This window comes from Treponema sp. OMZ 840 (genome assembly GCF_050937815.1).
Taxonomy (GTDB): domain Bacteria; phylum Spirochaetota; class Spirochaetia; order Treponematales; family Treponemataceae; genus Treponema_C.
Map to the genome: position 1 here is coordinate 453,956 of NZ_JACDIJ010000001.1, position 22,390 is coordinate 476,345.

General features: G+C 35.9%; 30 protein-coding genes. 12 read left to right on the top strand and 18 right to left on the bottom strand.

The features are described from left to right. Window positions 1–41 precede the first annotated feature (41 nt). Genes H0R92_RS02205 through H0R92_RS02215 form a run of 3 tightly spaced genes read left to right on the top strand, consistent with a single transcriptional unit; the run spans window position 42 to window position 3,785 of the window. Window positions 42–1,133 (top strand): tetratricopeptide repeat protein, encoded by a 1,092-nt coding sequence (locus H0R92_RS02205; RefSeq protein ID WP_432960720.1) that lies wholly within the window; start codon window positions 42–44, stop codon window positions 1,131–1,133. Between the two features lie 16 nt (window positions 1,134–1,149). Continuing rightward, window positions 1,150–2,361, top strand: coding sequence for a transglycosylase SLT domain-containing protein (locus H0R92_RS02210; RefSeq protein WP_432960722.1), 1,212 nt, complete (start codon window positions 1,150–1,152; stop codon window positions 2,359–2,361). Window positions 2,362–2,372: 11 nt separating this feature from the next. Beyond that, complete coding sequence (locus H0R92_RS02215; protein ID WP_432960724.1) at window positions 2,373–3,785, top strand: OmpA family protein; 1,413 nt, start codon at window positions 2,373–2,375, stop codon at window positions 3,783–3,785. Between the two features lie 128 nt (window positions 3,786–3,913). On the opposite strand, the gene H0R92_RS02220 is transcribed toward H0R92_RS02215, so the two are convergent. After that, window positions 3,914–4,582: a hypothetical protein gene (locus tag H0R92_RS02220; RefSeq protein ID WP_432960726.1), complete on the bottom strand. Its 669-nt coding sequence runs from the start codon at window positions 4,580–4,582 to the stop codon at window positions 3,914–3,916. Between the two features lie 161 nt (window positions 4,583–4,743). Here H0R92_RS02220 and H0R92_RS02225 point away from each other — a divergent pair, with 161 nt between their 5' ends. Next, window positions 4,744–6,735: a DUF4139 domain-containing protein gene (locus H0R92_RS02225; RefSeq protein WP_432960728.1), complete on the top strand. Its 1,992-nt coding sequence runs from the start codon at window positions 4,744–4,746 to the stop codon at window positions 6,733–6,735. A gap of 58 nt (window positions 6,736–6,793) precedes the next feature. Then, window positions 6,794–7,120, top strand: a complete 327-nt coding sequence (locus H0R92_RS02230; RefSeq protein ID WP_432960730.1) for a hypothetical protein — start codon at window positions 6,794–6,796, stop codon at window positions 7,118–7,120. An 81-nt stretch (window positions 7,121–7,201) separates the two neighbouring features. Here the strand turns inward: H0R92_RS02230 and H0R92_RS02235 are convergent, their stop codons facing one another. Together H0R92_RS02235 and H0R92_RS02240 are read right to left on the bottom strand one after the other, a co-directional pair. After that, window positions 7,202–7,516, bottom strand: a complete 315-nt coding sequence (locus H0R92_RS02235) for a hypothetical protein (protein ID WP_432960732.1) — start codon at window positions 7,514–7,516, stop codon at window positions 7,202–7,204. A gap of 36 nt (window positions 7,517–7,552) precedes the next feature. After that, a complete protein-coding gene (locus H0R92_RS02240; RefSeq protein ID WP_432960734.1) occupies window positions 7,553–7,705 on the bottom strand; it encodes a hypothetical protein in 153 nt (50 codons plus the stop codon). A 125-nt stretch (window positions 7,706–7,830) separates the two neighbouring features. Between H0R92_RS02240 and H0R92_RS02245 the strand changes: the two genes are divergently transcribed. Both H0R92_RS02245 and H0R92_RS02250 read left to right on the top strand, forming a co-directional pair. Next, window positions 7,831–8,043 (top strand): hypothetical protein, encoded by a 213-nt coding sequence (locus tag H0R92_RS02245; protein WP_432960736.1) that lies wholly within the window; start codon window positions 7,831–7,833, stop codon window positions 8,041–8,043. After that, window positions 8,040–8,588, top strand: coding sequence for a YfbM family protein (locus H0R92_RS02250; RefSeq protein ID WP_432960738.1), 549 nt, complete (start codon window positions 8,040–8,042; stop codon window positions 8,586–8,588). Before H0R92_RS02245 ends, H0R92_RS02250 begins: the two co-directional genes overlap by 4 nt. Window positions 8,589–8,675: 87 nt before the next feature. Here H0R92_RS02250 and H0R92_RS02255 read toward each other — a convergent pair whose 3' ends face one another. The 12 genes from H0R92_RS02255 to H0R92_RS02310 form a co-directional block, all read right to left on the bottom strand. Next, the gene (locus H0R92_RS02255; protein WP_432960740.1) at window positions 8,676–9,011 is read right to left on the bottom strand and encodes a hypothetical protein; all 336 of its coding nucleotides are present in this window, start codon (window positions 9,009–9,011) and stop codon (window positions 8,676–8,678) included. 13 nt (window positions 9,012–9,024) lie between these two features. After that, window positions 9,025–9,462: a hypothetical protein gene (locus H0R92_RS02260; RefSeq protein ID WP_432960742.1), complete on the bottom strand. Its 438-nt coding sequence runs from the start codon at window positions 9,460–9,462 to the stop codon at window positions 9,025–9,027. Window position 9,463: 1 nt separating this feature from the next. Then, window positions 9,464–9,838: a hypothetical protein gene (locus tag H0R92_RS02265; RefSeq protein WP_432960744.1), complete on the bottom strand. Its 375-nt coding sequence runs from the start codon at window positions 9,836–9,838 to the stop codon at window positions 9,464–9,466. 140 nt (window positions 9,839–9,978) lie between these two features. Then, window positions 9,979–11,043 (bottom strand): ankyrin repeat domain-containing protein, encoded by a 1,065-nt coding sequence (locus H0R92_RS02270; protein ID WP_432960746.1) that lies wholly within the window; start codon window positions 11,041–11,043, stop codon window positions 9,979–9,981. A gap of 13 nt (window positions 11,044–11,056) precedes the next feature. After that, window positions 11,057–11,968: a DUF4261 domain-containing protein gene (locus tag H0R92_RS02275; RefSeq protein WP_432960748.1), complete on the bottom strand. Its 912-nt coding sequence runs from the start codon at window positions 11,966–11,968 to the stop codon at window positions 11,057–11,059. A 318-nt stretch (window positions 11,969–12,286) separates the two neighbouring features. Further along, on the bottom strand, window positions 12,287–12,739 hold the full coding sequence (locus H0R92_RS02280) for a DUF2004 domain-containing protein (protein WP_432960750.1): 453 nt from the start codon (window positions 12,737–12,739) through the stop codon (window positions 12,287–12,289). Window positions 12,740–12,855: 116 nt separating this feature from the next. Further along, entirely contained in the window at window positions 12,856–13,386 is a 531-nt protein-coding gene (locus tag H0R92_RS02285; protein WP_432960752.1) for a hypothetical protein, read from the bottom strand. Between the two features lie 16 nt (window positions 13,387–13,402). After that, entirely contained in the window at window positions 13,403–14,023 is a 621-nt protein-coding gene (locus H0R92_RS02290) for a hypothetical protein (RefSeq protein ID WP_432960754.1), read from the bottom strand. Then, window positions 14,023–14,571, bottom strand: a complete 549-nt coding sequence (locus H0R92_RS02295) for a hypothetical protein (RefSeq protein WP_432960756.1) — start codon at window positions 14,569–14,571, stop codon at window positions 14,023–14,025. The genes H0R92_RS02290 and H0R92_RS02295 overlap by 1 nt, the downstream gene beginning before the upstream one ends. A gap of 82 nt (window positions 14,572–14,653) precedes the next feature. Continuing rightward, window positions 14,654–15,037, bottom strand: a complete 384-nt coding sequence (locus H0R92_RS02300) for a hypothetical protein (RefSeq protein WP_432960758.1) — start codon at window positions 15,035–15,037, stop codon at window positions 14,654–14,656. Between the two features lie 28 nt (window positions 15,038–15,065). Beyond that, window positions 15,066–15,509: a GNAT family N-acetyltransferase gene (locus tag H0R92_RS02305; protein WP_432960760.1), complete on the bottom strand. Its 444-nt coding sequence runs from the start codon at window positions 15,507–15,509 to the stop codon at window positions 15,066–15,068. Further along, the gene (locus tag H0R92_RS02310) at window positions 15,506–16,081 is read right to left on the bottom strand and encodes a hypothetical protein (protein ID WP_432960762.1); all 576 of its coding nucleotides are present in this window, start codon (window positions 16,079–16,081) and stop codon (window positions 15,506–15,508) included. The genes H0R92_RS02305 and H0R92_RS02310 overlap by 4 nt, the downstream gene beginning before the upstream one ends. A 195-nt stretch (window positions 16,082–16,276) precedes the next feature. Here H0R92_RS02310 and H0R92_RS02315 point away from each other — a divergent pair, with 195 nt between their 5' ends. The 5 genes from H0R92_RS02315 to H0R92_RS02335 all read left to right on the top strand — a co-directional run bounded on the left by H0R92_RS02315 (window position 16,277) and on the right by H0R92_RS02335 (window position 20,155). Next, the gene (locus H0R92_RS02315) at window positions 16,277–16,978 is read left to right on the top strand and encodes a histidine phosphatase family protein (RefSeq protein ID WP_432960764.1); all 702 of its coding nucleotides are present in this window, start codon (window positions 16,277–16,279) and stop codon (window positions 16,976–16,978) included. Between the two features lie 41 nt (window positions 16,979–17,019). Further along, entirely contained in the window at window positions 17,020–17,619 is a 600-nt protein-coding gene (locus H0R92_RS02320; protein WP_432960766.1) for a hypothetical protein, read from the top strand. Between the two features lie 132 nt (window positions 17,620–17,751). Beyond that, window positions 17,752–18,228: a YrhA family protein gene (locus H0R92_RS02325; RefSeq protein ID WP_432960768.1), complete on the top strand. Its 477-nt coding sequence runs from the start codon at window positions 17,752–17,754 to the stop codon at window positions 18,226–18,228. Window positions 18,229–18,458: 230 nt separating this feature from the next. Then, complete coding sequence (locus H0R92_RS02330; protein WP_432960770.1) at window positions 18,459–19,442, top strand: hypothetical protein; 984 nt, start codon at window positions 18,459–18,461, stop codon at window positions 19,440–19,442. Window positions 19,443–19,465: 23 nt separating this feature from the next. Then, complete coding sequence (locus H0R92_RS02335; protein WP_432960772.1) at window positions 19,466–20,155, top strand: DUF6966 domain-containing protein; 690 nt, start codon at window positions 19,466–19,468, stop codon at window positions 20,153–20,155. Window positions 20,156–20,366: 211 nt separating this feature from the next. Here the strand turns inward: H0R92_RS02335 and H0R92_RS02340 are convergent, their stop codons facing one another. From H0R92_RS02340 to H0R92_RS02350, 3 genes are all read right to left on the bottom strand, one after another. Further along, complete coding sequence (locus tag H0R92_RS02340; protein WP_432960774.1) at window positions 20,367–20,702, bottom strand: winged helix-turn-helix transcriptional regulator; 336 nt, start codon at window positions 20,700–20,702, stop codon at window positions 20,367–20,369. 257 nt (window positions 20,703–20,959) lie between these two features. Beyond that, a complete protein-coding gene (locus H0R92_RS02345) occupies window positions 20,960–21,610 on the bottom strand; it encodes a HEAT repeat domain-containing protein (RefSeq protein ID WP_432960776.1) in 651 nt (216 codons plus the stop codon). Between the two features lie 3 nt (window positions 21,611–21,613). After that, the gene (locus H0R92_RS02350) at window positions 21,614–22,363 is read right to left on the bottom strand and encodes a restriction endonuclease subunit S (RefSeq protein ID WP_432960778.1); all 750 of its coding nucleotides are present in this window, start codon (window positions 22,361–22,363) and stop codon (window positions 21,614–21,616) included. Window positions 22,364–22,390: the final 27 nt, after the last annotated feature.

Genomic DNA, 22,390 nt, shown 5'->3' on the forward strand with positions numbered 1-22,390 from the left:
CAGTCTTGCCAATAACCCGCCGTGCATGTTACAATAAAAAAATGTTCGGAAAGGTTAAAAAAAGCGGTTTTTCAAAGGCCGCAGTGTTTTTTATTTGTGCAATGTTGCTCTCTTTATTTGTTGCAGCCTGTATGTTTCCGGCGGGAAAAAACAAACACAATAAAAGCGGCGATAAAGAATTTTACCGCAATCAAAATGAATTATTCGGTCTTTTGGAAAAAACGGAAACGGCAACGGAACGCCGTTTTTCGATTATCAATCAAATAGCTTCAAACTACCGCCGAGAAAAAAAAGACAATGAGCTTATATTGTTTTTAACCGATTATGTAAAAAAATATCCCGACGATAAATATAATGCGTATTGGCTGCTTTTAACCGCCTATATTTACCAGGAAAAAGGGGCCGAGCCGATTGCCGAAATGTATTTTGAACGCATTATAAAAAATTACGGCGATTTAAGCATACAGGGAAAATCCATTCATATTTTGTGCTTACAAAACCTTGTACAAATCAGTACCAGCCCGGAAAACCGTATCGATTATTTTAATCAGCTTATCACACATTTCCCCGACGAAATAAACAAAACCGAATTATACGTGCGCCTTGCCCTCGAATACGAAAAAATGGGCGAATGGAATCAAGCGCTGCAATCCTATTCTCTTTTTTTAGCGCAAGAAGACGCTTCAAAAATTCAAATTCCGACTATTCCGGATGCATACAGCCGCGCACGGCGGCTTGTCGATTTTAACAATTCGCCCAAAGATTGGACATTCGAAAGTCTTGCCGCTTTGGAAACGGCGGTAAAAGATGCAATTTCGGCACAACGCTTTACCACCCTCGATAAATACCGCTCAAAGGTAAACTTTTTTGCGATGTCGTGGAAACAGGATGCCGGCGATCCTAACTCGCAGGTAACTTTTTCAATGCGCGATTTCGGCTATGCAAGCCGTATACGGTACAATGTCCGCTTGGATGCGGCATCGAATCCGAACGAAGCGTATTTGCGTACGTGGGGATGGCGTTCGTATATAAAAGTGTGGTACTTGTATTTTAGAAAGGTAAATTTTCCGCTTAATCCGGAAATTCACGGCCGCTGGGAATGGGCGGGAATTTATTACGGAGAAAAACTGTGAAATACGGAGAAAGATTGTGAAACGTGTATTTGCCGGTGCCGCCTTTTATATGTTCTGCTGTGTTCTTATTTTTATACGTTTTCCTCTGGCCGCCGAAGAAGACACTATGCAGAGTCCTGCGGCGCATACAAAACCGACAGTACAGACCGGAAGTGCAGTTCATTCGGAAACTGTAATACAGACCGAAACTGCGGTACAGTCGGAAACTGTAGTACAGACTGAAACTATGGTACAGTCGAAAACTGCAGTTCAGGCGGCACAAAAAATAAAACCCGCCTATGTTCCGCTTGACATTCCTTACAGCGAACATAAACTGATCGATAAATACCGTAAAGAATTTATGTCGGATTTCGGGCGCAAATGGCTTGCAAGCGTTATGCAAAATGCAGCCGTATACCGCCCCTACATACGCAAAAAACTTGCCGAATACGGTTTGCCCCAATGTTTGGAATTTTTACCCGTAATAGAATCAAGTTACAATATTTACGCCGTATCCAAATCGGGAGCAACCGGTTTGTGGCAATTTATGGAAAACAGTATCACAGGTCTTTTGGAAAAAAACGAATGGCTTGACGAACGCAAAGACCCTTGGTTCAGTACAAGGGCGGCGGCGAAAAAACTGAAAAACAATTACGATTATTTTTCGAACTGGGAACTTGCCCTCGCCGCTTACAATATGGGTTTAGGCGGCATAAGCCGAATTGTGCAAAAAGCAGGCAAAAAAGATTTTTGGTATTTGGCGGATAAGGGACTTTTACGGACGGAAACAAAAAATTACGTGCCGAAGTTTATCGCTATTGCCGACCTTATAACAAATGCCGCATATTACGGTTTGGAAATACCGCCTTATAACGCAGATGCGGCTCTTTCGTTCAGCGAATGTATCTTGCCCCGACAAATTAATCTTGAAGTTCTTGCCGAAGATACGGGAATTGAATATGAAATTTATAAATTCTTAAACCCATCGCTGCGCTATCCGATAACGCCGCCCGTTGAATCATATCGGCTCAGAATCCCTGAAAACTGCGAAAACCTCGTCCTAAATGCACTTTCAAACCAACAAACAAGCCCTTTTACCCACACATATACGGTAAAACAAGGAGATACCCTGTGGGCGCTTTCGCGGCGTTTCGGCATAAGTGTAGAAACCCTTTGTGCGATAAACAATCGGAACCCCGATGCAATTTTAGGTATTGGGACCGTCTTATTTGTGCCGATACTTAAATGAGGTAATCTAAAATGTCAGCCAAACAAAAAACCGTTTGTGTACATACCCTTGCGAGTGTCTATAAGCGTCTTACAGTGTATATGTTTATCGCATGTATCGGTTTAGCGGGACGTTTTTACACGCTTCTTTCGGCACAAACCGTTGCCAAACCAAGTATTTCATCCGAAAGTTTTATAAATTGGCAAACAAATATGTTTTTATCAAAAATAAAACTCGATATGAATGCGGCAGGCTTTGCCTTACCTGCGGGCCGCACGGCAGGAATAAACCGTATGCATCAGCAACTGCCCCTGCTTATAAAATCTCCGCTTTTAACCATTACCGTCGATTCGTCCACTCTTCTAGGAGATGTTATCATTATGAACATACTCAGTTTGGAAGAATTGACCAATATAATCGATGAAGGTTTCGTAAGTGCGGGCGTATACGGTAGAGAAACGGAAACTCTTCACATGGAACACCGCATTGTGCTCCATAAAATAACCGAACATATGGTACTGCACAAAACCCCTTATGCCCCGAAAGTTCCCATAGAACAAGTATCATCCCGAGCCTATACGGGTATCATTATAGATGCACGAGGAAGTTTACCCGTACACGGCGAATTCATAAACGAAAAAGCAAACCCCTGTTTGTTTCCCAAAATTTGGGACAGCAATATGGAACTTTTATATGAACGCAATATGGCAGACCCTGCCGTTGTAAAAACAAAGGGGCTGGTAACATACGGTGCATTTCCCGGTTTACGCGAATATGCGGACAGAATCGGTAAAGATCCTCTGTATATAGCGGCAAAAGAAATATTCGGTATATACCGCACCGATCCGGTTATATCGCGCGCGGATGCATTAAAGATTTTATCGGTAGAAGAAAACCGAAAGCTTCTTACAACGGGAAAAATCGTCATACTGCTCGATGAAGATGTTCTTACACATGCCGTTGCCGCCCCGCTTAAGGATAAAAACTACTATTTTGAATACAAACAACTTGAACAATTTGTCTTTGAAAATAAAATCCCCGATGTTGAAGTAAGCAATCCGCCGAAAGGAAAGCTTATATCCATTCGCAATCTGCGTTTTAAAGCGGACTCCGCCGTATTGCTCGCAGACGAAGAAAAACGTCTTGATTTGCTGGCCGAAGCGTTGAAAAAAGCTACAATCGGAAGCGAAAATACGATTTTGGTGGAAGGCCATACGGCAAGCGTCGGAAAAGAACAGGGTGAAAAAATACTTTCGATTCAGCGCGCCAAAGCAATTATAGCGGAAATGGTTAAGCGCGGCGTAGACGAAAAGCTTTTTTCTCACCGCGGATACGGCGGAACCCACCCTATAGGCGATAATACTACCGAAGAAGGCAGGGCACAAAACCGTCGGGTGGAAATTACGATTATTCCCAAGGCAACGTATATTCAAAGAATTTATTAAAAATATATGTTGTATCCGAAAGAAACGCTTTTTATATAAAAAACCGGGCCGGCGAAAAAGTTGCACACTTTTTTGGCAGCCCGGTTGAGTTGTTGAGTCAGTACTGCAGCATTAAAAAACCGAAACTTTTAAAGACCGCTTTCTTTTATAAGAGCTTTTACTTTGTTTACGGTTGCTTGTTGGTCGGCATTCAATTTTGAATTTGCCGCTGTTTTATCGATAACCGAAAGCACTTGGCGATCCAGTAAATCACGATCTATCGTATAAAAAACATATACGCGGTATTGATCCGAATATTTGCTTTTTACGTTTTGATCGTAGCGGCGCACCAATACCCACCAATCGTTTATTTTACGTACACCCGAATATTCTATATTTGAAGACGTTTTTACAACGTTTTCAAAATACGTACCGTAGGTTCCGTCGGTTCCGCCGCTGGAGGCCCCGCTGAACAAGGCATCTACCCGGGTTGAAACATTCCGCGCAATCGTTTGAGGCATATTAAAGCTGTTTACCCACGCTTGTCCCGCGTCAAGATTTGAAGCCGTTGTTTCGGCAACAAAACAATATACGTTTTTATAATCGTTCAGTTTTTCCAAACCGGTAATCCCCGTTTGAATATAGGTTTGTACCCAAACCGGCAATTCGTTTATTCCCAATGAAGAACCTTTATGTTCAAGAACTTCGGATCTTACGGTTCCCTGCAATTCTTTTGCCTCAGGTTCTGCTTTGTTTGTTTTGCATCCGGCAAACAAAAGCGCCAAAGCCAAAACGGCAGTAGTGATTTTAATATGCATTATAATACCTCCATATTAATGTTTTAACTATAACATAAATAAAAAAGACAAACAAGACACTGTACGAACCTCTATCGCAGAAACAACAAGCATGATATACTGTGTATACAAAAAAATATTTTAAAAGGCAAATCGGTAAACTTATAGCGGAGGGTGCAGCGATGAAAACAAAAAATAAAATACCGTTTATAGTAATTTTTACAATTTGTATGTCCGCCTTAATCGCGGGTTCCGGCAAAAAATTCAATCAAGACGATATTCCGCTAAAAAACGTAACGCTGTATTCGTCAGGTGTGGCTCATTACGAACACGAAGGAACGGTTATCGGTTCCGGCAAAATAGATTTACTTTTTTTACCTTCTCAAATAAACGATGTGCTAAAATCGATTTTCATAAAAGATTCCGCCGCAAAAAATTTAAGTATCAATTACCAATCGGAAGATACGTTAAAAAAAACAATGGAGAGTTTAAAAATCGATTTATCGTCGGACGATTCTCTTTTTAAACTTTTGCGCGCACAAAAAGGAGCCGCTATTGAAGTTTATACGCCGAACAAAACAAGCGGTAAAATTTTAAGTGTCGATAAACTCGATTCTGCCGATACGGGTATAATTCTTTCTATAGCTTCGCATGAGGGCGTTAAGGTAATCCCTTTTAATGATATACAGTCCTTTAGATTTACGGATTCTCAAAGAAACGAAGATTTGCATAAAGCTTTGGAATTAATTTTGGAAGCTGCGGCAAAAACGCGAAAACAAATTTCAATAGATATAGAAGCTGCCGGCGAGCGAAAGATAGGCATTTCGTATGTAATGGAAGCTCCCATTTGGAAACCGACATACCGATTGGATATGGCCGGCAATACCGTCTCTTTTCAAGCTTGGGCAATAATCGATAACTCTACCGACCTTGATTGGAACAATGTAAAGCTTACCCTTACAAGCGGCCGTCCGGTAGGCTTTAAGCAAAATTTATACGAACCCTATTATACCTACCGCGAAACAATTCCCGTTTTTGCAGGTCAAGCCGCACGGCCTGAAACCTTCGATTCCGCATATGACGAAGATTCGGTTGCCTACGAGCAAGCTGCTGCGGCACCGACGGAAATGACGGCAAAGCGCTCTTATATGAAAATGTCGGCAGCTTACGATGATGCTTCTTATTTTAAAAATCAAACGATTTCGGATTCGGGTGCGGGTGAAATGTTTGCTTTTACACCGGTTAAACCCGTTAATTTGCCGAGGCAAAAAAGCACAATGATTCCTTTAAGTCTTACTTCGCTTCCCGCAAAAAAACACTCGGTTTTTTCAAATATACCTTACGGATCCAGCGTGCATCCGAAACTGTGTATCGATATCGAAAATAATTCGGGGCTTAAATTTCCTGCAGGGCCGATAACGGTTTTTGAACACGGCGAATATGTAGGCGATGCACTTTTGGAATTTTTGCCTGAAAATGAAAAGCGCTTAATCGCTTTCGGAGATGATATGGATGTGCGCGGCACAAAAACCGAGGAAACAAAAAAGGAAATTCAAAGTATTAAAGTCGTACAAGGCGTTTTAACGCGCACATACAAGTCTGCAAAATCCGCCGTTTACACAATTAAAAATTCCGGTTCACGTGAACGTTCCGTCATCATCGAGCATCCTATAACTTCAGGTTTTAAACTTTCCGATCAAAAAGCATTATCGGAAAAAACCGCAAGCAAGTATCGATTTAATATAAAAGTAAAAGAAAACTCGCAGGAAAAACTTTCCGTTATTGAACAAAGATTCTTTGAAGATTTTTTACAAATAAGTACTATGGACAACACCGCTTTAGCCGCCGTTTATTCCGATTCCGAGATTCCCGAAAAAATAAAAAAGGTTTTTAGAAGTATTGCGGCCGAAAAAACGAAACTTGATGAAGCTCAAAGACTTGTGGCTAATTTAGAAAACAATCAAAAAAACTTACATACGGAACAAGACAGGGTACGCAAAAATCTTCAGGCACTCGGCGCCGAAACTCAACAAGGAAAACAGTTTTTGGATAAATTACTTCAAATCGAAAACGATTTGGATAAATTGAAGCACAAAATCGCGGATGCCGAAAAAAAATATGCAAAGCTGCGCGCCGATTATTTTGAGTATATTAAAAAGATACATATAGAATAAAAACAAAATAAAAATGTCGGCTTTTGAGGCTGCCCCACATCGATTTTAAGGAAGGTATATGCACTATAAAGTTTTATTTCGAATCGAAAAACTGCACTTGATTGAAAAATTGCGGCATAAAATCGACAACTATAAAAAATACTGCGAAGAAATGGGCGATACGGCGGAAATAGAAGTGGTTTGTGCAGGCGATGTTGTAGCGTATTTTAAAAATCTTGAAAATAATTTAACCGACTCCGGTATAGATATTGCACTTTGTCATAATGCACTTTCTGCGCAAAACATGGAAGATATACAGTACAAAAACATTCGAACCGTAAGGGCGGGTATAGGAGAAATAATCAAGCGTAAGGCGGAAGGGTTTATCGAATATACAATCGAATAGAAAGCAAAGCAAACAAAAAAGATTGCGGTCCGCCAAGAAATTTTAACAATGTTTGAGAATATTTTTCAGAACTTCTCGCTGTTATTCATAAATGCAGCCAGCATTTTGTAAATTACGTTTGAGTTCTCGTTTTATCCAGCCTGTTTTTTCGTTTTCCAATAGGCTTTTTATTTTTTCCGTATAGCGGTAAAATTTTAATTTGTTCAGTTCTTTAACGGCAAAACCGTACAGGTCATTATCTTCCAAAAGGATTCCCAATACATTCACAATAGATGGTATATCCGAAAAATAATGTAATAACATTACAAAACTCTCCCTACCCTTGCGGTACTTCTTCGTTTGAACTATCGTTAAAATTTCTTGTAAAAGCAAATCGTTTCTATTATTTTTTTTCATCTTAGCAATTTCCGGACGTATTTTTGCTCCAATCATTCATATTTCCGTTTCAAAAACCATTCTCTCCGGCATATCTTTAAACAAAGTTTTTTCTTTATAATTATTTTTTTCAAAAAGTTTTTCACAATAATTTAAAATATAGCCTTTTTTATTAAAGGCAGTAACAATATCAAATCTGTTTGACGCCATATCTTTTTCTCCTACCCATTTAAAATTAATTATACCACATTTTTCCATATTTTGTTAGTCGGCAAACTAAAAAACAATTTTAGATACTTATAAAAAACCGGCAGATGTGATATAATTGGAAAACTATGGAAAAATATAAAATTGCGCATTTTGGAACATTTGATGTATCGGAGTTAGATCCTGAAATAATAGCTATCTACAACAATGATTTAGAAGAATTAAAAAATTTATTGGGAAAAAAAATAAATAAAATTATCCGAATTAAAAATAAGTATGGAGAAGATTTTACAGCCCTCGAAATGGCATTGTACTTAAATAAATTTGAATGGAGAGTGTGAGTAAGTTTTTATACATATTAATTACGGAAGAAATAAAAATGGGAATAAGAGCAAATTATCAATTTTTAAGTGATGAAAACTTAAAAGAACTCAAATCTTTTAATGCAAAAGAAGATGAAATCTTTGAGAATGTAGAAGATTGGAATGAAGATGCAGAGATATTACTCGACATAGATAAGATGTGGGATGCGCTTCATTTTCTGCTTACCGGAGTAGATAGCGGCAAGCCGATAGAAAACGACCCTCTTAGTGAAGCGGTCGTTGGTGTATCTTCTCTTGATGATGTAGAAGAGTTTATAGCTTATACAGAAAAAACAAGAATTGCTGATATTGTTTCAGCTCTCGATAATTTTGATATAGAAAAAGCTTTAGAAAAATTCAGTATGCAAAAATGCAAAAAAGCGGATTTATATCCGAACATCTGGGACTATGAAGAAGAAGCTGATGAAATAAAAGAGGAATTAATCGACTGCTTTCAAAATATGAAAGAGTTTTATAAGCAAGTGCTCGAAGTTAACGGCAATGTATTGGTTACCATTTATTAACCGGATTTGAAGTTTCAAAGGGAAAAGGATGATTTTGAGCAAAACATAGAATTCTTTCTCTCGTCTCCTAGCTACCAAGACGGCAATTTAAAAAAATGTTCCTTCTTTCCCCCAAATCATATTTTCTATCTCTTTTTTCGTTATGTTTTCCAATTTTTTATAAACCGGAGCTCCTCTAATGCAAACTCCAAAAAAATAAAATATTCCGCAAGCCGGACATTGCAAATAAAAGCAGACAGTAAAATGAATCTCTTCATCTATAATTTTAAGCATATCTTTAAACTTACAGTCTCCTGCATAAATTTTCAGCTGTTCATTTTCAATCTTGCTTAACAGAAGTTCATAGATCGGCATAAAACTTTTATGAGGGTCTTCTTGTGCATTTTTAAAAGCTGTATCTATATCATCACAATTTTTACACATAGTTTTTTTTAACTTATCTCTCTGAAAGATATTTTTTTATTTCATCAGCGCTCAATTTTCTCACTTCCGTATGCGGATACTCTTTATAATGTTCTACAATAAAAACAGGCTTCATAGTTTTACAAGTTTTGTCCTTATTTTTATTCAGGTATAACTGTAAGTCTTTGAAGCTTGCAAATATTTTATATAGACGTCTATTGTTTTTATTTTCAATTTCATAAATGCCGCAGGGCTGTTTCACGGTATAATCGGCTGTACGTAAATAGAGCTTTGCAATTTCCAATGATTTAAAAGGAAAATTCCATCGCTGCAATCCGCGCTTAGAATCATGCTCAATACAAATACATCGCCCGCACGTTCCGCACATATATTGGGTATGCTTTTCCAAACAATCCGCCGGGTTTAAAAGCGGAGTTATCCTGTTTTTGTCGATATAACACTCTTTGCACATTTTATTCCTCGTATCGGATTAGAGTGTGCAAAGTATAAGCTCCCCGATATGAATTTTCCAGACACTCTTGCAAGGTGTCGAATTTTGGAATCATTGTGGTTCTGTCGTCATTCCTCGATACACCAATGGACTCAAGCCATGTTTCAATTTTATTTCTAATCGCCGTACTATCGTCACTCAAAACATCGCTTGATACAAGAAAGACCAAAAGCCAATAATGGTCGCCGCCGGCTTTTGCTTCAGCTGAGGCTATTTCGTAATAGTTTTTGTTAAACGGAAAAGAAGCAATATTTTGCTTGATGGTCTCAATAGCTTCGACAGCCTGTTTTTCACCACATTCAGTTGATGAATAATACCAGTTGTGAAAGAAAATCAAATTTATAACAAATCCTCCTCTTTTAGAATATTATATTTGTTTTAAGACGTTTTTTCTAGTGAGGATTTACTGATTCGTTCCATTAATTGGGTACAATTTATTGTCAATGAATCTTCACCATACCTCATAATATACAACTGCTATTCCAAAATTCGGTTCATATAGTTTGACATATTTTCTATAAAATCATCAAAGGCTGCCAAGTCAATGAGCTCTTCATGTTCCATATCATAGCTTGCAATTTTTTTTGTTTTAGGATTCCATACAATATAAATATGGGTGTAATCTCCGAGTGAACGGGAAAGTCTTAATAATTTCTGCCTGCCGAATTTAAAGGGGACGGTATCAATCAGTGTAAAGAACTCAATATATCCAAAATCAGAATTCTCTAAATCAAAGTGTATGTTTTCAGTCTGTAAAAATTCAATCAATGTCTTTGGTAGTTTATACGGTTTTAATTCATACAATTTATTTTGTTTTTGATGAAACTCGGAAGGTTCTAATGATTTAAAATATTCCGCCATTTCATCATCTCCTTTTTCTAAGGCTATGCTATATGGACGCATTCCGTCTTTTTCGGCAATTTTAACATCAGCCCCATGTTCCGTCAAAAATTTGCACATTTCTAAATCGACATATCTTGCAGCTACACAAAGCGGAGTAGGCATAAAAGGATAAACCATATCAGGTGCATTATAGTTAATATCTGCTCCATGCTTAATTAGAAATTCCAAAACTTTATAATTACGGTCGAACACGGCTTGACGCAAAACTTGTCCTCCGTATTTAGTTGCGGTATGTCCAAGCTCTTGTATAAGCGGAAAGTTATCAAAGCGGTTTCCATAATACGCTTCCAGAAAAGCATCCGAACCGGCATTGTTTATTGTATTTATCTTTGCGCCATGAGAAACGAGGAGCCTTATTAACTCATCACTGCAATACCTAACTGCCGACAAAAAACTAGGATGACCTTTTGCATTAAGATCTGCACCATTTTCCGTCAGCCATTTTACAGATTGAAATTTTTCCATCATAAGTGCAAAATCTAAAGGAGAGATATCTGTGTGTTTATTCAAGCTGATTGCTTTATCAATCTTCCATCCGTTTAATAGATTTTCTTCCAATGCAGAAATGTTTTCATTTAGCACATCATTTAAAATTTGCGGCAGCGATTCAAAGGTTCCGATATTTCCGATCTTTATCATACCTAACTCCCTGCTACCGATTTCCGGAAGCGTATTCGCCTGTATTAATATCTATAACTTCTCTTATCGGCTGTATAAGAGAATCTTCATATTGAACCTCCCATTTTATATCGGGATTCATTTTGCCGCCTGTAAGACCTGCGATTGTATTCCCGTCTTCTATCGGATTATCATTATCGTAAATGTAGGATAAAACATTATATGCATGGTTTACAATATCATTCGGATTTAAGCCGTGAAAATGATATTGAATATCCGGTAAAAAGAGTGTACTCATGCCGAGCGAGTCAATCAGCATGTCATTTGTTCCTTGAATATTAAAAAAACGAATATTCACCGCATAATGAATAAAGCGTGTTTCTTCGGGTAAGGTACAGTTTAGAATTTCTTCCCTAGTCAGCATTTTTTTAGATGTTTCAAAAACTACAGCCTTGCAGGACGGATAAATGTTTATTAATGCTTCAACATAATGCACCAGCATTTCCGCTCTTTCTTTATAACCTAAACCGGCAGCCAACATATCCGTTGCCAATACTTGATATTTACATGTCTTCAGAATTTCTTCGCCGTTCGGGCAATTCCATAATTGCGTTGCGGCAATATCATCCATAATCGGTTTTTCAATTTCAGAACAGTTCATAATGATAAGCTGAGGATGAGCATTCAACTTTTCTTTTTCAAAGTATACGGAATATTTTTTTGGAGCAAAGCCTGCCATATTACTGTCATAGCAAAAGCAATCCGTTTCGCCTAAATGCTTGGCCATAATTTTATGCATAAGCTTTTTTTCAGGCGCTTTACATTTTTCTTCCATAAGTAAATGAATCACAAAAACCATACCGGGAAGGTCGGCAATTTGACTCATATCCTGTTTAAGAATCTTGTCATTTTCGTTTAATTTTTTTCTTTCATAACTTGATGTCATACCTTTACCTCCAACAAAAATCTAATTTTGCTGATTTCACTAACTCATCATATCATTAAATTTTTATAAAGAAAACAAAAGCGGTTTTTTTCGAAACACAAAATCTATATTACTCTCTTAAGTTTTTTAGGATATATTCCATAGCGTTTTGAAAATAATCACTTTGGGACATAAAATCATCTCCACAATTTCTATTTTATGTTCTTGATAAAAAATAATTGCATTATCATCACATAGGCTAAGCGGAATTGATGTTTCAGCAATATAAAGACATTTTTTACTCATAATTTGTGTTTTGAATAATTATTTTCTCTATTCTCAGCTTTCCCATGCAATGTCAATTATTTTTGCACCTTCGTCGAATTTCACGCACAATATCTCGTCGCTTAAATCCGGATCAATCATAAAATCCATTGTGATGTGCGGAGTATTATCTATCCACAAACCCAGATTCGTTATGCTCATTTGATTTGCGAAATCGGTTATATCGCTTGGTAAGTCATCTAACTCCAACTCTTCGATATGAAAGTCAATATAGTGCCTGTCATTGTTTAAGTATTCGATAATAGCACGGCGGCCTTCCTTGATTTTCTTGTCTAAATCGACAAGAAATTGTGCGTAGCTATCCAGCAAAACATCCGGTACTTCTCCATTCTTACTATACCACAGCAAAACTTCAATTCCATTAATTTCTTTCTCCCAAATCACCGATACATCGTCATCGGTTTCAAGGTTTAAAATACCGAAATACTTATGTTGAATTTCTTTCATATTTTTTCCTCCATATATTAGTTACTAAAGACATATCGACAAACAAATGTCAATAATTAGTGTTTTCTTCTCGTTTATAAAAGTTGTATATAATCATACTACTTACAGATGTTTTTCTATTCTGTCAGTCTATCAATTTCTTCTTTATACTCCGCTTCCGATAGAAATAAATCCAGAAAGTCGGAGAAATGCCCCAAGTCTTCAATCTCTCTAAAATATACTTCATGATCCGTGGTATATACCTTTGGATTGCTAAAATCTTTATCGCTTAGACATATAAAGTAATAATTGGGATAAGAGTTGGAATCGCCAATGATTAAAAACTCTAATTCACTGCAAGGAATTACAGAGCTTACATATTCTTTATCTATACAATTGGAGTATTCGTCATAATCGGTTGTTCCTTTCGTGAAAGGAGTGAATTTCTCGGTTCGGTATTGTATTCTTGGGTATGGAATTTCCTCTTCCGGTATTATTCCCTCTGCTTTAATTCTATGGAGTAAATCATCTTCTAAGTAATCGCTAAAATCTTTCATAAGAAAGCTTTTAGGGAAGCTAATGCTCCTCATATTGCTCAGCAAGTTCTCTCCTTCGAAGGCACATTTGCCGCCCAATTTAGCAATTCTATCAGTTATTATTTTATTCATAAATTCTCCTTATAAGCTAATTTTTTGGCATATTAAATTTATAGGTATCTTCTTCATTATCACATTTTGTCAAGTTATCGTTTACCGCATTTTCATTCTTTTTGAATATGAAGGCATAGCCGTAGTTTTTACTTTCCCTCTCAGTCTTCTTTATTTTTTCCAAGCCTATAAGATCAAACTCATACCTGCCTGTGGGTATATCAAAACATAAACGATAATTATAAGGCTCAATAATTTCCTCAGGGCCGGTTTTAATATATTCCGTGCGCTCGGTAATATGCTTTTTAATATTTTCAAAATCATAGTTCAAATCATCGAAGCATGAAAAGCAAATTTTATTTAATTCTCCAACTTCCAAATAAAGTTTTTCAAATCTGCACACTTCTTTAAATCCTTCGGGTATGACAGCTTCTTCATTTATTGAAGCGAATATATGATATTCAAAAGCATTGATACGGTAAAAAGGAATCAGTTTAGCCTTTTCTACAAGTTCCTGAAAAAGATCGAAATTCTTCTGTAGGTAGCTTAAAAGCTTTTTCGCCTTGCATTTTTTTAAAGTTAAATATTCCGAAAGTAAATCGGTAGGAATAATCGCCATTCCATAACCGTCTGTTGTTAATTCTCCGATATAGTTCATTACATGTGTTCCTTTCTTTCTTTAATAAAATCAATCACATCCGACCATCCGCCGTTTATTGCCTCATATCCCCAGCGTTTATCCGTCAATGATTCAAGGTAGTCAATGTTTTTATGCAAAGTCTCGGACATTTCTTTTCTTCTATCTGCGGGAATTGAGTTTAAATATACATCGCGTATTTTGAATCTGACATTTTGAAGAAAATTGACCGTATCGACATAGACAGCCGAATCTTCAAAGATCGTATTTTCAGGAAAACATTTTATAACGTTTTCAAAGGCGGTTTTCATATCGGATAATTTTAATGCCGCCAGTGTGTCGGGTACATAGCGGATAAGCTGCGGATAATTGCAGATAAATTCCCACCAACCGTCGCCCTTCCAATTTCCTATGATGTTAACGGCAATATGAAAAAGAAATAAATCCTCATCGGTTTGATTTTTAATTTCTTCTACTCCTCCGATTTCCCATAGTTTATCCGATACTTCCGCAAAGAAGTCTTCCGTAAAATCTTTTTGATTTTTAATTAATTCTTTCAGTGTAAGCATTTTATCCTCCTTTTAACATAAGTTTACCTATTTAACCTCGATACAATTTGTTCATACATATTAACACCGCCATATTTTTACCTTAACGTTTTTTGCATTTAATTCCGTGCCGTTGTAATTCTTCTATTAATTTCATTGTTGTAAGTTCAATATCGTTTTCGTAATTTTGAATCTTAAATTTTTTATAATAGGAGCAGCTGTCAAACAGGAATGGGCGGCTTTTAGAACCGCCTTTTTTTATTATTCTCATAATTCCTAAAAAGTTCGTCTTCAGTTGAATTTTTGAAAAAGTAATTTCTTCTATAATATCAATATCATAACATGCCGGTATGATAGTAAGGACGGCCAGCCTATTGTCAAAAAAGGCAAAAACATCATAACGATTGTTTCTTTTAATTATAATTAAAAGAAACACTATGCCGATAACCAATACTATCACATTTAATATCATCATGTTATATATCATACATAAATTCCTCAAATAAAATAGAACTTTATCTTATCATTCTTAAAAGATATTCCGTTGTGTCTTCTTCGAATTTCTTTTCTCCCGTAAGATTAAAACCGTGTTTTTTATAAAAAGAAATACCCCTTGTATTTTTTTCCAGTACCCATAAATTATTTGCTCCCAATTCTTGAACAGCATATTCAATTAACTTATTGCCGAAACCTTCATTTTGAAAAAAAGAATCCACATAAATTTTGCAAATTTCCGTTTTATTTATTTGAATAAAACCGCGTATTAATCCGTCATCAAAAACATATAGGTTATTTTGTATTTCCGGTTTACTGAAGCAGTTTTCAATCAGGGATACTACTTGCAGCTCTCCGAAAGAAAATTTTTCATCTTTAAAAATCGGAAAATAATTTAGTCTGTTATTAAAAACATATATCTCTGCAATTCTGGATAAGTCTTGTATTTTTGCTTTTCTAATCATGTTTCTCCCCTATCACTTTTATATTTTGAAACATCAAAACCCATCTTCTTTAAATTAATGATTTGTTTTTGCCTGTGTTCCGCAGTGCCGCCGCCTATTAGAACATCGCTGTAAATTTCACTTTCGGGCCAATCATCATAATAATTGTTTAGGAACTGCGGGATTTTTTCGTACATGGGTTGAATGATTGAAATAAAGCCCTGTTTAAGACATTCAATATACGTTTTTTTATCAAGGAGTTCCGTATGGCCGTATCGGTCAAAGGCGTCAAGACGGCTAAGAGCTCCCTCGATATCCCAAGGTGTGAACACAACTAAATGCTTAGGGCAACTCCAGCGCTCAATATCCGTTTTATCGGGCGAGGGAAAAAGTTTTTCCCAAAAGCCTCTTTTCACGGCATAACTGCCGGTAGAAATATACAGCCGGTACGGCGTATTTTCAAATACTTTTTCAGATAATTCGCCGGTGATGGGCTCAAATATTCCGTATACATCGCAATTTAATAGACGGGCATAATAGGATTTTTCGCCTGCCTCTATTTTGTAAATTGCACCTATTTCATATCGTGCCATTTTATATCTCTTTTAAGTTCCGAATAGATTTCGCTGTCTAAAAATTCTTTTAAAGTATTTATTTCTTTTGCCATGTAAAAAGTCCTTTTAACAAATTATACCACTTTTAGCCGATTTCTTCTATTGTGTAAAAATGATTGTTTTTAGTTTTTTCAATGGATAGAAAAATACTGAAAAATCATGTATAATTGAAAAATGAAAAAAATAATATTATCTATCGTTTTGCTTATAGTGCAGTTATTTTTACAGTCCGCAGCGGTAAATGCTGAAGACAGTCAAATAACAGAAAAAAATAAAAACCGAAATTCGGGAGAAGATACTATGAATTTGATTTTACTATGTCATGAAGAAATTTGTGCCGAATCGGAAGGCCGCCTTATGAATTCCGAAACGGACGATTTAAGTCCCGAGGGAATAGAGGCGGCAAAACTGGCCGGCAAAAATTTAAAAGAGAACGGATACTCTTTTGATATGATATATACATCACATTTAAAACGTGCGCATACCGTTGCCGCTTATATACTAAAGGAAGTAGACAAAACACAAATACCGCAGCATGAATCTTCCGTATTGTATACAAAAATCGATAACAATACGGAAGAAAAAAATATTTTTGCTATCCCCGAACTGCGCCCCGTCATAGAAAAAATCAACTTTTATTTGAAACACGATATTTTACAGAATATAAAAGCGGGCAAAAATATTTTGGTAGTAACCGATAAAAATACCATAAGAGTTTTTCTAAAGTATTTACTGAATATGTCTGATGAAGAAATAATGCAAACATATATACCGGCGGATAATTCATTTTTATTTATAATGGATAAAAACTTGAATATAGAAACTGCGGGGTTTCCCATATGGCCGTTTCCGCCGGAAAAAATAGATTGGTTTTAGAAAAGGGAAAGACGTATGAATAAAAAGGGGAATACTATTGCATGAAAAATAATTCTTATATTCACAACTTAAAAATAGATGATGTTCCTTGGCACCGCCTTCCTACAACTTATGCAAGAGCAACTCTGTTTCCTCAATATTTTGAAGTATTGGAAACCATGCAGGAAACGGATAAGATAGAAGAAGCATTAAATGAAATTGCAATAAATATTGAACATCAAAGTACTCTATGGTATGCAACTCCATTTGCTCTTGTATTTCTTGCAAGGATTTTTATTAAAGCATTAAATCAAACAGAGATAAACATAAATGCAGATTATATAGTGAAAAGACTTCTCGAAATTTTTGCTGTAATAGCTGAATGCTGTTGCGATGGGGAAGTACTGGAGCATCCTGAACCCTTGCCTCTTTTTGAGGATATGTTAAAAGAAGAATATCTATGGTCTGAAATTTATAATGAAGAAGATGATTTACTTAGATATGAAGAAGAAAATGTTTTTCCCGGTAATCTATTTTATAGTTTTTATTATTATTCTTTTGAGGTATTAAAAACATATCGGGAGGAATTTGTTAAATTAGAAGATACAAAATTCGCAGAAATTGCAAAAATACTTTCTTCACGGCTTGAAGGGAAAAATTAATATCAAGGAGGGACATATAAATAAGGAAGACGTGATGAAATTGCATTGTATATCGATCGCAAACAAAACAAGGTATTTCAAAAATTTAACTGAACATCCTTTTGAAACGACATAAAATATAGGGAAATTAGTATGTGGAAAGAAAAACTTGAAATTATAAAAAAAGAAATGGAGCTATATCAGGAGAAAACAAATTCAGGCATACTTGATAAAGAAATACTTAAATTTCAAAGAGCTGTAAGAAAAGAATTCGGATATGAATTACCGCCTGATTATTTGAAGCTTCTTAAATATATTAATGGATTTGAGTACAATGGTTTTATATTGTATCAAGTAGATGAATATTTAACAGAGGTCACTTCTTTTAATCAACATGTCAGTGAATTTATCGATACAAATAAAATTTGGTACGAAATAGAAGAAAACAAAGAATATATATTTATTGGAGACAGTGATATCAGCTTTTGGGTTTATTCTTTACATGAAAAAATCTATTATGAATTAGACAAGCCTGTAACCGATAACATAATTAAAAAATTCAAAACCTTAGATGAACTGTTAGAGAAGTTTTTTTCCGATGTTTTACCGGAACACAGGATCGATATGTAATTCAAAAAACTTAAGCACAAGGATAAACAGGATGGAGAACAAAATAATAATTAACGATAAAATATTTATTTTCAATGAGCATCACGGCTGTTATGAAGGCTGCTGTAAAATTTGGGGCATTTAGCCTTTATGACAGTGGATGAAAAATATAATATCAAAAATGACAGTATAAACGGTTAAAATATAAATGAATAGAACTGAATTGAAAAATAAAATATAGGAAACCGGACATGAACGAAATTTATAAAATTAACGATTTATCGGAATTGGAAACTTTTTTAAATTCTCAAACCTCTATTGAAAAACTGCGCGAAAAACTTTTTGCAGAGTTTTTAAAATATGCGGATTATAAAAGCGTATCCGAGTGGAACAAGGCGGTGCGTCTTTGTGAATGTCTTGCGGTAATCGGCTGGGGAAATCACGAACCGGTGGAAGCGCTCAGAGGTGTATTTTTTAACGGTAATCCTCGCACTTTTTTTTGCAACAGATTCGGAGAACTGCGTTTTGTCGAAGCAATATGGTCAAAAAAAAAGACCGGATTTACTATGGAGCAGGGCAGAACTTCCTATTATCTCGGGCCTGAATGTAAAGACAAAAAACAGCCCGTGTATTGGGATTACCCCGTAACCGAAAAGATAGAAGACATAAAAATTGAAAGTCAACGCAATTGGATTCCCAAAAATCCTATTTGGATTGTGCGTACGATATCCAACTGTTATGAAAATTCAAAACCGGTTATAGAAAGTATTAAGGAAAAACTTCAGGACGAATTGAACAAAAAGATGCGCCCGGAAAAATACGGAAAAGCCGTGAATTGTATTTTCTTGAATTGTTCTTTCAGTTATTATGATAATGCTCATTGTAAAACAAATTATATTATCGATGAAACCGGCCGCAAATTATCAAATCAAGAAGCGGCGAAAGAATTACAAAAATTATACACAAAAAAAGAAATTTCCGAAAACGGATATTACTTGCGTCCTCGATTTCAATACGGCCCGTTTAAAACAGACACAGGCAAGATAAATGCAGACATACATTTTGAAAAAGAATTCAGTCAATTAACACATCAACAGCAAAAAGAAAAACTGGCAGAGTATTTTTTAGTTGCTCTTAAAACCATTGCAGAAAAACAAAAAAAGAAAATACCCGGTTATGATTTCAATTTAATGATTGCCGATTTTACCGAAATAATAAATAAGTGGAAAGCTTAAAAGGAGCGTCAGTAAAAAGAACAATGTCAAAGTTACAGGATAAAAAAGATTATAAGAAAGAAAATGACAGATATTATATTTGTGCATTGAAAGCCTTAAAACAATTATTTACCAAAACATCCTGCGCTTGGAAAAAATGGATTGAAACCGATATTGAAGAATACCTAAGCACAGGCAGTGTTCAACATCATCTTATGGCTTATGGAGGAATGGGCAGCATAAATGATATTTGGATTTGCAAGGTAAATAATCATACTATAAACGATGACGCTGAACCGTGGGCAAATGAGTTGATGGAATGCCTGAAATGCCTTTCTTACGGAATTGCACATATGATAAAGGAAGACAAAAAAATAAATATTGAAAAAATATTTGCGGAAAGCCGTACACGGAAAATATTAACAAGCATTCAATGTAAGTCTTGCGGGTTTTCGGAAATACGGAAAAGAGAAACGGATTCGTATCTGGCTTCACTTCTTTTACCCAAGATGCTGGAAGAGGCTGTTTTACAAAACAAAATGGAAGAATTAATTTCTGTCTGTCTTGTACCGGATATTCCGAACTTGAGTGAAGAAAGAGAGCGGATTATAAAACTTGCAGAACAAAGCGGAATCGGTTTTTCGGAATCTAAAAATTCTTCTTGCAAAAAATGCGGCAGCGATACAAGAATTAAATATTGGAAATTGGACGGCAATATTTTTAAACCGTATTAAGGTCATAAAAGAATGGTTCGATAAATATGGGCGTATGGAGGTGTAAATATGATACCGATTCAAGGTTTGGGGCTTCTGTATGTTATTGTAATTTATATAGGCGGAATGTCTTTAATATCGAAAGTGCCTTTTAAGCCTCATATTTTTGTTTGTAATAGCTCTTATGATATACGGAGAATTTTTTAAGGGCTAGGAAACGGCAAAATCTTATTTACGACGGAACAACTAAATTTTCCTCTCCCCATTTTTGCATAGACTTTAAAACTTTCATAAAACTCTTTCCCATCTCGGTTAGAGAGTATTCTACACGAGGCGGGATTTCTTTATAGTCATACCTTAAAAGAAAACCGTCGGCTTCAAGTTCGCGTAGCTGTTTCGTCAATGAAGACTCGTTAATTTCGCCGATACTGCGGCGCAGTTTACCGAAGCGGTTAATGTTTTCAATTCCGATATAGTAGAGAATTTCAATCTTCCACTTTCCGCCCAGTATTTTTTGAATTGCCGAAACCGTTTCACATCTTTTTATAGCTTTTTCAGTTTTCTTCATATTACGATAATTTTATCACTAAAACGACATAAAAACAAGTACGCTAAAAATAAGGGTACGACTTTGATAGCTATACCCTTCTGTCTGCTAAAATCGGGTTTTCTTTTAAAATATTTTTAAGTTTTGAGCCGGCAAGTAAGGGTTCATTAGAATTGAACAGCTGAACAAAATATCAATTTTTGAAGCTGTTCAATTCCGCCATTTTTAGAAAAAACGGCATAAAATGAATCGATGCTTCAGCAAACAGGTATCACACCTTACTCATTTACGCCATTTTTTATTTCTTTCAATGCGTTTTTTGTCATGCGGATAGCTCCTGCACTGTGAATACGGACAACAGGGTGCACATCATTTTCCGCAAACCATTGTAATTTTTCCAAGTAGGGTTTTACAGAGTGCGGTTTTCTTTTTCCCATTACCCGAAATATTTCCGGGGCTTCTATCCGTACTCTTGTTCCTGTATCTTGCATCAATTCACAAAACAAATCCAGTTTTTCACAAAACAGTTCCGGAGCATTGGTTGCAATATTTTCACAAGCCCAAACAAACGCAAGTCTGACATCTTCTACAGTATCTTTGCTCATTTTCATTATGTTATCCATATAGGGACGAACTATGTTCTTATCGGATCTGCCTATTCTTCCTAAGGCATTAACTGCCCGCTCCCGTAATTTCGGATGCTCATCATCTAAATAATGGGCAATTTTTTCAATGTATACTTCTATTTGCATAGGATACTGTAACCCCATTTCCCCAAGAAGCCATAAAATCTTTGCTTTTACTGCGACCGAATACTTTTCATTCAGTTTATTTGCAACATAATCAATACTTGCTTCCCAATTTTCCTTATTTTTTGTTATCTCTCTTAATTCCTTTAGGACTTCTTTATCATTTATGGTATCTGCCATTTTTTACCGTTCCTTATAAATTTGAGTTTTACAAAGAAATTCCAACGCTTTTTCTTCGCCCTCTTCTATTGCGAGCTCTACACTTTTAACTGCCCTATCTAATAATTCTTTTGATTTTTCTCTTAGCCTTTTACTTTCTTCAACAAGTTCACTGATTTGCTGTTGTTTATCCATATCAAGAATAGGAATTTTAACTTGTTCAATCTCCGATTTTTTCCAGTGATTGATAATGGAGCCTCCAGCGTCCCGCTCCGCCTGCATTTTTACAATGAATGAATTTAATACAAGCGTTAGATACTCCGGTATAATCTTTTTACTCTTTGTAGTCAGATGTAAAATAGCGGACGAAGTAATACAGTCTTCATCTTTATCGGTTTTGTATGCAATGCCTACGGTACCGTCTTTTGAAAGCAAGACAGTATCTTTCTTGGGTTTTATAGTATTCTTGAACAATGTAGATGACAAATATATTTTAGGGCTTATTATTCCGAATTTCGTGAAGTCCTGCACTCGAACAAAAGGTATTCCGCTTTCTTCGTAATTATCACTGCCCGGTTCAACAGATTTTTCTATTACTGCCAACTGAGCCAAACTTTCAAACGTACTTTTCCCGATTTCTTTAAACAGACTGTCATATTTTTTATCATAATATTCACTGTCCAGTCGCCCCGTTTTTCCAAAAGATTCACTTAAATTTTTGACAGTATAATTAACCGGTTTTAACTCATCAAAAAGTCCAAGTTCTTCATACAATCTGAATTCCGCAAGCCGAATAAAATA